This window comes from Fibrobacter sp. (genome assembly GCF_017551775.1).
Lineage (GTDB): Bacteria > Fibrobacterota > Fibrobacteria > Fibrobacterales > Fibrobacteraceae > Fibrobacter.
In genome coordinates this window covers 1-13,062 of the sequence record NZ_JAFZKX010000076.1, presented here as the reverse complement: position 1 = coordinate 13,062, position 13,062 = coordinate 1, and the positions used below count along the sequence as shown (strand labels likewise).

The 13,062-nt window shown below is 53.2% G+C and carries 13 protein-coding genes; 1 reads left to right on the top strand and 12 read right to left on the bottom strand.

Annotated features, from left to right (window positions below; all coding sequences use genetic code 11):
- Positions 1–3 precede the first annotated feature (3 nt).
- The 6 genes from IK012_RS08970 to IK012_RS08945 are packed head-to-tail and all read right to left on the bottom strand — an operon-like array spanning position 4 to position 5,513.
- Positions 4–1,416 carry a DUF2914 domain-containing protein gene (locus tag IK012_RS08970; protein ID WP_290953374.1) on the bottom strand — a complete coding sequence of 471 codons (1,413 nt, stop codon included), beginning with the start codon at positions 1,414–1,416 and terminating at the stop codon, positions 4–6.
- A 14-nt stretch (positions 1,417–1,430) separates the two neighbouring features.
- A complete protein-coding gene (locus IK012_RS08965) occupies positions 1,431–2,060 on the bottom strand; it encodes a nicotinate-nicotinamide nucleotide adenylyltransferase (protein ID WP_290953372.1) in 630 nt (209 codons plus the stop codon).
- Between the two features lie 14 nt (positions 2,061–2,074).
- Positions 2,075–2,680: a hypothetical protein gene (locus tag IK012_RS08960; protein ID WP_290953371.1), complete on the bottom strand. Its 606-nt coding sequence runs from the start codon at positions 2,678–2,680 to the stop codon at positions 2,075–2,077.
- A 1-nt stretch (position 2,681) separates the two neighbouring features.
- Entirely contained in the window at positions 2,682–3,089 is a 408-nt protein-coding gene (locus IK012_RS08955; protein WP_290953369.1) for a hypothetical protein, read from the bottom strand.
- Positions 3,090–3,104: 15 nt separating this feature from the next.
- Positions 3,105–4,271: a ribosome small subunit-dependent GTPase A gene (gene rsgA / locus IK012_RS08950; RefSeq protein ID WP_290953367.1), complete on the bottom strand. Its 1,167-nt coding sequence runs from the start codon at positions 4,269–4,271 to the stop codon at positions 3,105–3,107.
- A 9-nt stretch (positions 4,272–4,280) separates the two neighbouring features.
- Positions 4,281–5,513, bottom strand: coding sequence for a peptidoglycan DD-metalloendopeptidase family protein (locus IK012_RS08945; RefSeq protein WP_290953365.1), 1,233 nt, complete (start codon positions 5,511–5,513; stop codon positions 4,281–4,283).
- Positions 5,514–5,810: 297 nt separating this feature from the next.
- Here IK012_RS08945 and IK012_RS08940 point away from each other — a divergent pair, with 297 nt between their 5' ends.
- The gene (locus IK012_RS08940) at positions 5,811–6,755 is read left to right on the top strand and encodes a M23 family metallopeptidase (protein WP_290953363.1); all 945 of its coding nucleotides are present in this window, start codon (positions 5,811–5,813) and stop codon (positions 6,753–6,755) included.
- A gap of 164 nt (positions 6,756–6,919) precedes the next feature.
- Here IK012_RS08940 and IK012_RS08935 read toward each other — a convergent pair whose 3' ends face one another.
- The 6 genes from IK012_RS08935 to IK012_RS08910 form a co-directional block, all read right to left on the bottom strand.
- Positions 6,920–8,038 carry a radical SAM protein gene (locus IK012_RS08935; RefSeq protein ID WP_290953361.1) on the bottom strand — a complete coding sequence of 373 codons (1,119 nt, stop codon included), beginning with the start codon at positions 8,036–8,038 and terminating at the stop codon, positions 6,920–6,922.
- 9 nt (positions 8,039–8,047) lie between these two features.
- Positions 8,048–8,653, bottom strand: a complete 606-nt coding sequence (locus IK012_RS08930; RefSeq protein WP_290953360.1) for a hypothetical protein — start codon at positions 8,651–8,653, stop codon at positions 8,048–8,050.
- Positions 8,654–8,846: 193 nt separating this feature from the next.
- The gene (locus tag IK012_RS08925; protein WP_290953352.1) at positions 8,847–10,025 is read right to left on the bottom strand and encodes a hypothetical protein; all 1,179 of its coding nucleotides are present in this window, start codon (positions 10,023–10,025) and stop codon (positions 8,847–8,849) included.
- A gap of 12 nt (positions 10,026–10,037) precedes the next feature.
- Positions 10,038–11,045, bottom strand: coding sequence for a hypothetical protein (locus tag IK012_RS08920; protein ID WP_290953349.1), 1,008 nt, complete (start codon positions 11,043–11,045; stop codon positions 10,038–10,040).
- A 200-nt stretch (positions 11,046–11,245) separates the two neighbouring features.
- A complete protein-coding gene (purB, locus tag IK012_RS08915) occupies positions 11,246–12,688 on the bottom strand; it encodes an adenylosuccinate lyase (RefSeq protein ID WP_290953345.1) in 1,443 nt (480 codons plus the stop codon).
- Positions 12,689–12,734: 46 nt separating this feature from the next.
- Positions 12,735–13,062 (bottom strand): GNAT family N-acetyltransferase (locus tag IK012_RS08910; protein WP_290953342.1); only part of this gene is annotated, 328 nt, incomplete at its 5' end.

Below are 13,062 nucleotides of genomic sequence, written 5' to 3'. Positions count from 1 at the left end.
GCGTTACTGGAGGGAATCGCGGGCAAAGCCCTTTTCTGCCGGACCGTCGTCGAAGATTTCAAACTTCTGCGAACCGATAACGGCTCCGTTCTTGTAGGCGGTCTCCACGCGGTAACGGCCTGCAGGAGGATTCTTCTTTTTGGTATAGCTGCGATAGCCGGCCTCGCGACCGCCCCGCATGACCATGCGGCCCGAAGAGACCTTGTCGATAAGTTTGTAATTGCCCGTCTTCTCGTCCTTGAGGTACCAGCGGTATTCCAGCTCGGCCTTCAAATCGGCAGGCGCATAGACCGACGAAAGGAAATAGACTTCGGCTCCATCGATACGGTGAACCGACGGGAGCTTCACCCCAATGGTCTGCAAGAACGTAGGAACGTCGACATCACACGAATAATTCGTCCTGTCGAAATTCTGGCAAACCATCTGCTGCTTCAACACGAGCGGCACAGGCGGAACCCAGTTCATCACGTAGGCGACGACAAGCGCCGTGCTTATGATGGCAGGTGCAATCAAAACGCGCTTCTTGTGGTGCGAAAGCCTCTGGATGCCCACGCAGACCCCGAAGGAGGCGAGCGTACTCAAGAAGAACCAGATAAACCCGATCCTGTGAACCAGATGCGGGATGGTGAAGTTCATGAACATCGTCCCGAGCAAGCAGAAGAAGGCCAAGCTCACGCCGAAACTTTCGTACTTCTTTTGCAGGAATTCGTTACCCACAAGGAGAACCGCAAGCATAAGCACAAGGATAAGGGAGGCAAGCGAGCCGCTGCTCTTGAAATAGCAGACAACGAGGGCGCTGTACATGCTGCCGAAGCAGAACTGCATCATCCACGTGAAGCGGGATTTCCAGACATCGCTCCATTCGCGGTCGAGGAAGCGGTGATGCACGACAATAGCGTTCTTCGGGACGGAAGTAGATTCGTAACCGATCTTGTTCGCAAACTTCTGGGCTTCGGCAGTGGAAGCGTCGGCCACGTTCTTGATTTTCGACGCGACAACGGTAGTCGCCGGCTTCGCCATGTTCGCCATCTTTCCCGCAACCGCAGAGAATTTTGCAGATGCGGCGAACGTTGAGGGCTGCGGAGCCTTGGCGGCCGGTTTCACCGTCGCGGGCTGTACCGGGGGCTTCTGCGGAGCAGCGGGCTGCACGGGCGGTTTACGCGGAGTAGCCGTTTTGGCCGCTTGCAGGCGTTCCTTCGTCCAGCCTTCCGGATGTTCCAGGTGCGCAGAAAGCAGCACCACCAGGATAAGCGCCCCCACGTAATACGCAAGCAGGAACGCCAAGTCGGACTGGTCAATCTTCTGCCCGAGCGTTATGGAATCCCAGCTGAAACCCGCAAGGAACGCGACCGCCGGGAAGAACTTCTCGGCCTTCTGCACCACAGGTTTCGCCCTTAATTTATCTACAAAATCCATTACCGAACCCCCTTTTATTCCCTGTACAGGTCGTTCTCGATGATGTAGCGGTACACCTTCGGGTCCAGCCCGGCGGGCTTTTCGCCCCTATTGCGCCAAAGATCCTTGCGGATCTGCGTGCTGGAGTATTTCCCGACAAAACCTTCTTCGGCACCGAGCCAGTGGAGCGGCGCATACCCTTTCAGGAGGTGAGCCGTCTCGTCGGGTTTCGGATACCCGTTACGTGCAAACACGATGAGCTCGATGTCGCGCAACAGCAGGTGACCGTTATATTCGGTACCGTAAAAATGCAGAGGGTCGCGCCAGTGCGGGATGTTCCCGTAGCTGTCCGCACCCACGAGGAGCCTGAAGTTCACGTCGGGGAACTTTTCCTTCAAGCCCATCAAGAACACATAGGAACCACGGAAATCCCCCTGCTGGATTTCCAGATCCGAAAGGATGAACCGCGGTTCGTCCGACGTCACGAGTTCAAGCATCGCGAACCTATCCTCGGGCGATGCGTTCAGCGTCTTGTCCCAGCGGTCGGGGCTCGGCATGAACCAGACCTCATCACAAATACCGCGTTCAAGGCACAAGCGCGCAACAGTCACATGATCTTCATGAATCGGGTCAAACGCCCCGCCCATAACAGCAACATTTTTCATCGAAGTTTCCATTCCTAGTAAACGTAGACGGCAAAGCCCAGATTCATCTGCAGGCGGCTTCCCGATACGTTCTTGTTCAGGAACGGGTCGAAATGGTCGTAAACATTCCTATAGCCGATTTCGGCAAAGAACATCGTCTTCGAGAAAATATTGACGACACTTCCGATTCCCACACCCCATTCGTTCCAGGCGACGTCGCCTTCGTCGGAAAGTTCCTTCATGCGCGAGAAATTGCCGACTACGTAAATATCGCCGAACACATGGGCGCCGAGCTCCACATCCAGGTTCTGGTGCTTGATTTCTGTCTTTTCGCCATCCATGTTCTCGCCGGTAAAGTTATAGAATCCGTACCCAGCGCGGAAGAACGCCACACGGGGGAACCAAATTCCGGCCACAGGCTCGATCTGCTGGAGTCCGAGACCGCGTTCCGTACCGACTCCCGTTCCGGAGCCGAACCCGAGTACGCCGCCCAGGAATAACGGAGTACGAATCCCGGTCGACGAAGAGCCGGCATCCGTGCTTGCTGCAGAAGACTTTTCGGACGAACCCTTCGTTTGCGCAAACGCCGAACCGCAGCACAGGGCAAAGACGCACAAGGCGAATACGATAAATTTCTTCATATTACAGCACCAGGAAAAGAGCCACAAGGAGGCCTATAGAAATATTCAAAAAAGAATCAACCTTGTCCAGCCAGAAATAGGTCCTCTTGAATTCCTCACCGCGAATGACCATGCACAGTTCCCTATCCGAAAAGATTAGCGAAAACGCAAGCTTGAACGCAATGACTGCGGCAATCCAGGGAACGAGGCCGGAAAAAAACACCAGAACGACATAAGCGACAGAAAGCAAAAGCGAAGGCACAATGTTCGTACGGCGCAGGTCGATTTCCTCGAAATCGCTCTCGCGGGCGAGATTGCGGACCACATGCGCTTTTTCGCAAAGAGTCGCATAACTCGCCACGAACTGCGACGCGTTAAAGCCCATAAAGATGACCGAGGCAACCATTGTAATCTTAGCAACAATATCCATACACTAACAATATAATCAATCTCTAGAATTCAGGATTCTCAAGTAGCTCCGATACCGCGCCCTGGAAAGCGTTCCCTCGTCAAGGGCCTTCAAAACGGCACATCCGGTCTCCTTGACATGCAGGCAGTTACTGAACTTGCAGGTAAAGAGGTCGCTATCGAAGAATCCCGGGAATATTTTCGCGAGGGTCTCGGGTTCCATGTCCATGAGGCCAATGCTCCTGATCCCGGGAGTATCAATAACGATACCGCCTTCCGGCAGGTCGAAAAGGCTCGACGAGATGGTAGTATGGCGGCCCTTGCCGTCCTTCTCGCGCACCTCGCCCGTCGCAAGCGAAGCCGAAGGTACGAGAGCGTTCACGAGGGTCGACTTGCCCACCCCGCTCATGCCGCTGAAAACAGAAGACTTGCCCTGCAGTTCGGCGCGAAGTTCGTCGAGGCCCTTCCCCGATTTCACGCTCACGGGAATCACCTTGTCGGCAATGCTCATGAAATCACGAATGTCCGCGGAAAGGTCGTCTTCGCCATGTTCCAGGAGGTCCATCTTGGTGAGCACCAGAATGAACGGCAGGCTGTTCAGGTTCGCCGCCAGCAAAAAGCGGTCCATGAAGCCGTAGTTGAATTCAGGCTGGGTCACGCTCGCGACAATCACCACCTGGTCGATGTTCGCGGCAAGCGTCTGTTGCTTGTAAAAACTATCACGCGGGCCCGGTCGCTTGAGTTCGCTCTTGCGGGGCTGGACACGCACCACGCAATACTTCTGGGAACCCACGCCCGTGCCATCATCTTCGCCATCGTTCACGAGCCCGAGCAGGACCTTGTCGCCCACCGCCGGGAACTCGCCCAGTTGCTTGGACGTAGTCGCACGGTACATGGCGGTAACCGTAGACTCACCTGCCCCTACAGGGCCGCGAAGTGACGATTCTGCAGACGGCAGGCGCACCTCGCAGGTACGGCGATGGACTTCGACGACGAGTCCCTCCACGCAATTTTCTTCACCGATATTGGCGACCGGATTCTTCAGCTGCTTGATTTTCGCCTTCTTGAACTCGCGACTGAAGCGTTCCTTGGTCGGGAGTTCATCCACGACGCCCGAATGCCATTCACGCAAGGCATCGATACGGCGCGACCGGTGGGCCCGCCTCGATGTCCTTATTTCGCCATATTCGTCGTCGTCACGCATAATTCAAAATCACTGCAGCACGCGGGTGCGTACCATAACATCGGTCGTATCGTTTACCTTCACCGCAGGAGCGGCGAGAGTGAGGTCTATCTGCCCGCGGATGTCCATCACCTGCGCCTTGAGGCGTGCAAGGCGTTCACCCGAAAGCTTCGGAGTAGCAATCATCGTCTTCGAAAGCGGGTTTATCCATGAGCCCTGCGCATTCTTGAACCCGTAATGCAGGTGCGGACCCGTACTGCGGCCCGTAGAACCGACGCGCCCGATGGCCTGGCCCGCGGAGACCTTCGCCCCCACACCCACACCGCGCGCCGAAAGGTGCATGTACCAGCTGGTCGTGTTGTCCCTGTGCTTGATGGCAATCTTGTTGCCGCTCAGGTCATCGTAACCCGAAACCGTCACGACACCTTCCGCGACCGCATGCACGACAGTCCCCGTCGGGGCACCGTAATCCACGCCATAATGAACCGTCACGCGGCCCGTAATCGGGTGCACACGCGAACCGAAGGAACTCGTTATGCGAAGGTGTTCGAGCGGGTAGCGCAACCCGTCAAAGACCAGTGCGTCGCCGGATTCCGTATAGTGGGCGTTATAGGAACTCTTCGGGTCGGCATCCTCGTAACGGAAGGCCTCGTGATGCCCAACGATACGCCCGTCGAACTCCGCATATACGACCTTACCCGCAACCCAGGTATCGTTGTAATACGAATCCTCGAGCAGAATGCGGAAGCGATCGCCCTTGCGCGCCAGCGGGAAAGCCACCTTGCACTGAAGGACCCCGCTCACGATACCGACCATGCGGCGCGGAATGCCCACCTTCAAGAGGATGCCGTTCAGGGTACTCCCCTCTTCGAGGGCCCCCTCGTATACAGACTGCTTCTTTACGACCGGCTTTTCGATAAGTTTGTAGGCATAACCAGCATCCGTATTAACAACTACATGCGATGTGATAACATTAGGCGCATAGCGGAAGCGCTGCACATGTCCGTCCGCATCGACCGCTATATAAAATTTCTCGCCCACGCGAAGCTTGAATTCCACGCTATCCTGCATGGCGGAATATACCTTGCCCAAATCATTGGCGTAGCTCTTATCCTTGTTTTCGACACCAATCCACCTCAGCGAATCGAGGCGCTGGAACAAATGGAACGGCCCCTCGCCAGCGCGGACCGTATCAACGATAATAGAAAGCGGCTTGACGCCCCCCATAGTCTGGACCGCGGTCTCGAGAGAGTCGGTCCGCATTTCGAGAACCGAAATTTCCTTCCGGAGTTCCGCTATTTTTTCTTCCTCATGGCATCCGGAAAAAACGGACGCAAAAGACACTACAATGGCGAAAAAAGCAAATTTTTTGAGAATCATCGGGGCAATTACCACAAAACGTTTTACGTAAATCTAGAAAAAAAGCGTATCCCATATCACGTACACGCCCACAATAAACCCCGTTTTTGAGCGAAAAACGGCATTTTAGACATTCTGTCAATCCTTTGAAGATAGGCAATCTTGCAGAAATCATATGTTTTTTCTACTATTGAACCCGACATGAAATTCGTGAAAGCATTCTTACTCAGTATAGCCATGCTGCCCGCTATTTCTACAGCGAACGATGTGCTGGCTATGGCATCGACTGCCGAAAACGAGGCACTCCAGAAAGGCGCTATCGCTGATTCCACGCTGAACGCCGCCTCCACCGTGAATACGGTCTCGGATGCTATTGCCGAAAACAAGTCCGACGACGTAAGCGCAGCCAATACCGAAAATGCCGAAGAAGCCGGCTCTGAAGAAAATGTCGCCAGCGCAGAGCCCGAAGACTCCGAAGAGCTGGACTCCCTCCAAGAATCGAACCTCGAAGCGGACGCCGTCCAATTCCTGGATTTCAGCGGAGCGCATTTCCCGACCATCCACGGGACCCGCATGAATTCGCCCTACGGCATCCGCAAGCACCGCCTGCACAGGGGTGTCGACATGCATATTACTATTGGCGATTCCATCGTCGCCGCCTACCCCGGTAAAGTTGTCGTCTCCAAGTACAATCGCCGCGGCTACGGCCACTATGTAATGATTGAACACGAAAACGGCACCCGCACCCTTTACGGCCATCTCAAAAAGCGCCTCGTCAACGTGGGCGACACCGTCGAAGGCGGACAGCTCGTCGGATGGGGCGGAAACACCGGCCGTTCGAGCGGGCCGCACCTGCATTTCGAAATCCGCTACGGCGAAGTGAACATCGACCCGGCTACCGTTTTCAACATCGAAGAAGGCACGCTCCTCGAAAATACGGATCATTTCTCCATCGCGAGCGCGGTCGAGAGCCACAACGCTATCCAGAAAGAACTCTCGAAGCACCGTTACCACAAGATCCGTCCGGGCGACACCCTCGGGAAAATCGCCATCAAGTACGGAACCACCATCGAGAAACTCTGCCGCCTGAACGGCATCAAGCGCACGTCGATCCTCCGAATCGGACAGACGCTCCGCTGCTCCTGATGCGACCGCTCGCGCTACATTCCGGCATTAAATTACTCCGGAATGCACTCGCTCTCGCAAACACGACCGGTTGATACCGGTCGCTTTTTGTTCACAGATTAACGGCGACCGGTTAATACCGGTCGTTTGTTGCTCACGGGCAACCGCCCCCACGACTCTCCATTTTAAACTATCGCGTCGTCACAAATCGCGGCGAGCATGCGTTCGTGCGTGCAGACCTCGGGTGACACCCCGTGGATACTGCCGGTGGAGTAGAACGACGTGCAGGCGCATTCGTGCGCATGACAGCGGAAGCGGATGGCACATCCCTCGCAATCTTCCTTGTCCCGGTTGAAGAAGTCCAGGATATCGCGGGCGACAGGCCCGCTCCAAATCGCAGCCGGATCGTCGAATACGTTTCCCAAGATATAGGGAGCGTCAGGCTTGCTCGTGATAAAGCGCGTGCAGGGGAAAAGGTTCCCGTTCGCGGCACAGGCGACAATGCCCTCGGCCACCTGACAGCTCGACGTGCGGTGGCGCTGCCCCGTCAGGCGGAATTTCAGCTTGTCCTGGATGGTCCCCAGGTAAAACGGCACCTTATTCCGCTTTAGTTCAATCCAGAACGCGGCCAGTTTCTCGTATTCCGCAGCGAGAACGTCGAATTCCTCCCCCGTCCACTTTCCATCAAAATCCACAGCGGCAGTCATGTTCCTGAACCCCTGCGCCTGAATCCAGCGGACAGCCTCCGAAAGCGAATGCATATTCTCGCGGGTCACGACGGACAGGACGACCGTATCCAGTTCGCGAAGAACCGGAATATGCGGCGCAATCAAATTGAAGGAACCCGCACCGCCCACCTGCTTGCGGCAGATGTTGTGGTGCGCCTCCGGACCATCAAGCGAAAGGTATATGCGGAACTTTTCGCGTCTCAGGTAATCGATGATCTCATCGTCCAGCAGGGTCGCATTCGTGTTGACCGCAAAACGCAGGCGGAACTTGGGCGACGTAGTATTCGTAGTCGGAGGCCCGAGCAAGACGTCTTCGCCAAAACGCTCATGTACCAAACTTTTCGCAAATTCCACTCCCCTATGGATGGCGTCCATGCAAAGCAGAGGCTCGCCACCGAAGAACGTGATGTTCAAAAAGCGCTGGTTCAGCGAAAGCGTACGTTCGAAGGCCAGCCGGATGGCCGCCTCCATAACATCGTTCGACATCACGAGACTGCGCGCCTCGTGACTCACCTTGTAATAGCAATAGGTGCAACGAAGGTTACACCGTTCCGTTAAAGAAAGAACCAGATTCATTGGTGAAAATTACTGCTCAGGTTCATCCATGCGTACCGGCGTATTCTCGATAACCCCCGCTAAAATCGGTCCAACTTCAACTGGTATAGTTTCAATCGGGTCGCCGGGCAGCGGTTCCGGTTCAGAAGAACTCGACGGTTCCGCCACCGAGGAACTGGATTCCAGATGCCCGGTATCGATATTCGAGCCCGATTCGGGTTCAATATAGACCTCGCCCGCAGTCACCTCAAGCGTGTCGATTTTGTAGCTGCTGGAAGATTCCTGTAGTGGAATCCCCGGCTGCAAAATTTCGCTACTGGACATAGGCCGAGGCGCCATGCTGCTCGACGAAATCCCGCTAGTAGGCTCCAGGCTGGACGAATTCGGCGTTTTTTCACTCGACGATGAAACATCCTGCCAACCCTCATCAATTAGCCCCGTACCATCGGTTATCTGTTCGGACGACGACGATTCGATGGTTTCAATATCCCCGCCAGCCACCACATCGCCACAAGCCGTCAATGTTGCACCCGAAAGCGAGAGCGCAGCCGTAATACCGAGCATCGAGGCCAAATTCTTTTGCGTGGATTGAGACCACTCGCGGTTCTTTTCAATCTTGCATTTTTTTATATCCATGTTTTCTCCTTTCCATAACAATATACATTATAAATCGCGCGCAAGCACGGCAAAACGTGTATTTTACCAAAAAACAGTGCGATAAAACGACAAAAAAAACGCCAAGAACGACATATAAAACGATGCGTTTCATATGCAAAAAAAGAGCCGACCCGGAAGCCGACCCCTTCATTTCTACAAGACAATGTCTATTCTACTTCAGCCAGACACTCTTGCTGCCGCGCTTCTTGTCCACTTCCACAGTAACCGTGTAACGGCCACGGGGAATCTTGGTTGCGTCAACGCGTACAACATTGTAGCCGGCTCTCGCGTTTTCTACGCGCACACGCATTGCACGGGTTCCGTTCGCGTTAAAGAAGACAACAACAGCATCGCCGCCCTTCTTCAGTTCAAATGCGACCATGTCACGGCGGACTTCAACAATCTTCACGCCATTGTCTTTTTCGTCGGCATCATCGCCAACAGATTTGTTGCCATCAGCCAAAACAACCGAGGAACTGAAGTACGGGGCGTCAAAAATATACGGAATGCGGTCCCCATTTTCCACGACAACCACGGCCGAGTAAGAAAGGCACGGCTGGTAGACAGTCGAATCCTTTTCTTCTTGGCAATACGCTTCCGCGACACCGTTGATATCAATATTCTTTATCGCGACAGTCTTCTGTTCCACATTAGAGTACGCCACGCTAAATTTCTCAGAAATCAGTTGGTTCAGCGCAGTCATATTTTCCATGTAGTCTTCGGAGGTCGGAACATATTCGTTTGTAACCTCCAAATTAGACATGCGCACAACGACCATTTCCGCCACGCCATCCACGGAAACGTAGATGCTCATCTTGTCGGCCCCGCGGACAACTCGGTTATTCAACACGCGGACGAAATTGAAGATATACTCCGCGATCTCGGAGGTACCGTCATCGAACTCATCCAATTCGGTATCCATCACCAAGAAGTCGAACTGTTTGGCGACATCTCCGGGGAACAGGGACGACATCAAAGCCGCAGCAGCAGCCTGCGGATTATTTTCAACAAGATTCACGTCCACCTTCGCTCCGGTCTCATAATTAACCGCAGCAAGGATGTCTTCAGTCTTGTCGAACACATGGTACTTTTTCTGCACGAGCGATTTTTCCATCGCGCTGAAATCCGTAGCGTCGGAAGAAACAGAAACAACGGGAGCACGGGAAGCATCCTTCTCCGAGCCCTTCTTCATCAAGCCCTTCTGGGCTAGATCCCTCGTACGATAACCGTCGACAGCCCTCCTTTCCTTCAGGAATATCTTGGAGTTGTCGGAAAAGTTAATTGCGGGAGCGGCCATTGCAGACATAGCAAAAGAACAGGCCAAGATAGCAGATGTGATAATTTTATTCATAGCAAGACCTCATTAATATGACGGGAAACCATAGACAGCCTTTTTTCTGCCCAACGCTAATGATTCAGACTTCATAGAACCCTGGTAAATGGATTTGTAGTACTCGCAGTAGCCCTTAAACGAATGACTTTTTCCATCGTTTCCAATCGCCGTCCCCTTTCTAAAGATTACAGCCGGTTCAATACCACGGGAACGTTCCTTGTATATATGCTTCCATACAGCATATTTGTAGGCCGGCCAAATTCGAAGGCCCTCATCGACCCATTTTTGGGCAAAAGCTTCATAAAGAGCAGGATCCGCTTTGAGCGTTCCTTCCTTCAATAACATAGGAGTCGACGAAGAAAAGCCGAACATCGCATGAAGGCCATTTTTAAAGGCATTTTTGAATCTACCATACGCCAAATTCTGTGGCTTAGCATCCTGGGAGTCCTCCCAGCCATCGGCGTCATCGAGGGAAAATTCGGTGTTTTCATCTATTACAAGCCCACGATTACCGCTATACCTGTAGTAAAAACCATATTTTTTTCGATCATAATCATCCGTATAGAAGCTTAGAAAATTGCACGCATCCATAAAAACATAATATGTCGCCTCAGAAAAGATCATATCCTCAACATAGACTCTACCATTAAACATTACCGCTTTATTATGCCTTACAACAGTACTTCCATCATATTCGGAACTTCCGTGCCCAGAAAACATAACGATATTATGGTTGTTTTGTATTTCTTCTAAAAAAAAAGATATCGTGACCTCTTTTGATTTAGAATTTGAGTAGGAGCCTTCAAATGTCGTTCCAGGATACTTCTTAGAAACATGATTTTCCAGCGAATTTCTAAATTGCGTTGCATAATTCACATTATCTGGAAGATCATGTTCATCATTTCCATAGAGTTTTTGATATTTTTTTATACCAAACGTGGCAATATTAAGATTTTTCAACAGTCCTGTATACGGGGCTGGGTTTGCCGCAAGACAATAAGCAGCCACCGCAAATACGGCGATAAGCATTTTTTTCATTTTTTCTCCTATAAAAAATCAGACAACGTTATCTGAATGTTATAACAAAATAAGACATATTTCCCCAATTCATCACGGACGTCCAAAAAAAATAAGAAAAAGAAAATTAACAATTGTTTTTTTGAACAAAAAAAAAGCCCAGCCATGAACTAGCTGGGCGAAAATTTTGTAGAGCTAAATATACAAGCAAGCGATTTGGCTTATACCTTCAACTCACCAGCGTCAATATTCTGCCAGTCGGCCACAGCGTCGATAGCCGGGCGAACTTCTTCGGTCACGAACTTCACGACCTGTCCCGGAGCGCGGCCCACGAACTTGCGCAGGTCGAGAATTTCCTTGAGCTTTTCTTCGGTGATGCCGAGCTTCTGGAACTTCTCGTTCTTGAGAACGCGTTCGAGCAAGTCGTTGTCCTTGCCCTGTTCCTTGACGACCTTGCCGGCTTCCATGGACATCACGCGGATTTCTTCGTGGAGTTCCTGACGGTCGCCGCCGTTCTTCACGCCTTCCATAATGATGTTTTCGGTAGCCATGAACGGGAGTTCGGCCATGATGCGCTTTTCAATCACCTTCGGATAAACGACAAGGCCGTTCGTCACGTTCTCGGCGATGATGAGCATGGCATCCATAGCGAGGAACGCTTCCGGAATGGCGAGGCGCTTGTTGGCACTGTCATCGAGGGTACGTTCAAACCACTGCGTCGCCTGAGTGAAGGCGGTGCTGTTCACCTGAGCCATCACGAAACGGGCCAGGGAGCAGATACGTTCGCTGCGCATCGGGTTACGCTTGTAAGCCATGGCGCTGGAGCCAATCTGCGTCTTTTCGAACGGTTCTTCCACTTCCTTCACGCCCTGCATGAGGCGCATGTCGGTAGCAAACTTGTGGAGGCTCTGGGCGATGGAGCTGAGCACCTGGTTCACGCGGTTGTCCCACTTGCGGGTGTAGGTCTGACCGGTGATGGTGAGCACGCGCTTGAAGCCGGCCTTGGCGGTCACGCGGCGGTCGAGTTCCATAATCTTTTCTTCGTCGCCGTTGAACAGGTCCATGAAGCTAGCCTGCGTACCGGTCGTGCCCTTCACACCGCGGAACGGAAGCACTTCGATGAGGAAGTTCAGTTCTTCGAGGTCGATGAGCATGTCCTGGAGCCAGAGGCAAGCGCGCTTACCCACGGTGGTGAGCTGGGCGGCCTGGAAGTGCGTGGCGCCGAGCTGGGCCATGTCCTTGTATTCCATCGCAAACTTGGAAAGCTTGTCCATCACGCGGCAAAGGCGCTTGCGGACGAGGATCATGGCCTGCTGCATTTGGATAAGGTCGGTGTTGTCGCCCACGAATGCAGACGTCGCACCGAGGTGGATGATGCCCTTGGCCTTCGGGCACTGGACGCCGTAGGCGTAGACGTGGCTCATCACGTCGTGGCGGCGGCGCTTTTCTTCTTCTTCGGCGACTTCGAAGTTGATGTCCTTCTCGTGGGCCTTCAGTTCGTCCACCTGCTCCTGCGTAATCGGGAGGCCGAGTTCCATTTCGGATTCGGCGAGGTAAATCCACAGCTTGCGCCAAGTCTGGAACTTGTACTGCGGGCTGAAGATGAAACTCATTTCCTTGCTGGCGTAACGCTTGATAAGCGGGCTTTCGAACTGATCGCGCATGTTTTTATCCTTGTTTGAATTTTACAAGGGTAAATTTAGAAAAAAACTACTTTGCCGAAAGGGGTTTCCGCATGCGGATGCAGTCGAACACGCCGCTCCGGACGACACAGTCGTCAACACGCGCATAACCGAGCTTTTCGTAGAATTGTACCGCCTCGACGCGGCCTTCGATATCAATTACGGAATAACCACACTCTGCAACCCACTTTTCCGCCTCGCAAACCGCCATCGCGCCCAGCTTGCGCCCGCGGTATTCCGGCAGAACGACCACCCGCCCGAGCGTCACATGCCCGGGAGCAGTCTCAAAGAACCTGCACGTCGCCACCGGGTACCCGGCATCGAGCAGCACGATGTACTTCGTGCCGTCGCCATCG

Excerpts from the sequence above, each read along its gene's own strand:
- rsgA (WP_290953367.1), bottom strand. The coding sequence starts at position 4,271 with ATGCGTGACGACGACGAATATGGCGAAATAAGGACATCGAGGCGGGCC.
- IK012_RS08960 (WP_290953371.1), bottom strand. The coding sequence starts at position 2,680 with ATGAAGAAATTTATCGTATTCGCCTTGTGCGTCTTTGCCCTGTGCTGC.
- IK012_RS08935 (WP_290953361.1), bottom strand. The coding sequence starts at position 8,038 with ATGAATCTGGTTCTTTCTTTAACGGAACGGTGTAACCTTCGTTGCACC.
- IK012_RS08970 (WP_290953374.1), bottom strand. The coding sequence starts at position 1,416 with ATGGATTTTGTAGATAAATTAAGGGCGAAACCTGTGGTGCAGAAGGCC.
- IK012_RS08940 (WP_290953363.1), top strand. The coding sequence starts at position 5,811 with ATGAAATTCGTGAAAGCATTCTTACTCAGTATAGCCATGCTGCCCGCT.
- IK012_RS08925 (WP_290953352.1), bottom strand. The coding sequence starts at position 10,025 with ATGAATAAAATTATCACATCTGCTATCTTGGCCTGTTCTTTTGCTATG.
- IK012_RS08930 (WP_290953360.1), bottom strand. The coding sequence starts at position 8,653 with ATGGATATAAAAAAATGCAAGATTGAAAAGAACCGCGAGTGGTCTCAA.
- IK012_RS08945 (WP_290953365.1), bottom strand. The coding sequence starts at position 5,513 with ATGCGGACCGACTCTCTCGAGACCGCGGTCCAGACTATGGGGGGCGTC.
- IK012_RS08965 (WP_290953372.1), bottom strand. The coding sequence starts at position 2,060 with ATGAAAAATGTTGCTGTTATGGGCGGGGCGTTTGACCCGATTCATGAA.
- IK012_RS08920 (WP_290953349.1), bottom strand. The coding sequence starts at position 11,045 with ATGAAAAAAATGCTTATCGCCGTATTTGCGGTGGCTGCTTATTGTCTT.
- IK012_RS08955 (WP_290953369.1), bottom strand. The coding sequence starts at position 3,089 with ATGGATATTGTTGCTAAGATTACAATGGTTGCCTCGGTCATCTTTATG.
- purB (WP_290953345.1), bottom strand. The coding sequence starts at position 12,688 with ATGCGCGATCAGTTCGAAAGCCCGCTTATCAAGCGTTACGCCAGCAAG.